Annotated in this window: 1 rRNA gene; it reads left to right on the forward strand. The window is 54.2% G+C overall.

The window, feature by feature from the left end:
- Positions 1-507 (forward strand): 16S ribosomal RNA (locus tag CIK04_RS31375); the annotation flags it as partial.

Genomic DNA, 507 nt, shown 5'->3' on the forward strand with positions numbered 1-507 from the left:
TAATTGAAGAGTTTGATCATGGCTCAGATTGAACGCTGGCGGCAGGCCTAACACATGCAAGTCGAGCGGCAGCACAGAGAAACTTGTTTCTCGGGTGGCGAGCGGCGGACGGGTGAGTAATGCCTGGAAATTGCCCTGATGTGGGGGATAACCATTGGAAACGATGGCTAATACCGCATGATAGCTTCGGCTCAAAGAGGGGGACCTTCGGGCCTCTCGCGTCAGGATATGCCCAGGTGGGATTAGCTAGTTGGTGAGGTAAGGGCTCACCAAGGCGACGATCCCTAGCTGGTCTGAGAGGATGATCAGCCACACTGGAACTGAGACACGGTCCAGACTCCTACGGGAGGCAGCAGTGGGGAATATTGCACAATGGGCGCAAGCCTGATGCAGCCATGCCGCGTGTGTGAAGAAGGCCTTCGGGTTGTAAAGCACTTTCAGTCGTGAGGAAGGTGGTAGTGTTAATAGCACTATCATTGACGTTAGCGACAGAAGAAGCACCGGCTA

This window comes from Vibrio sp. 03_296, from assembly GCF_002265885.1.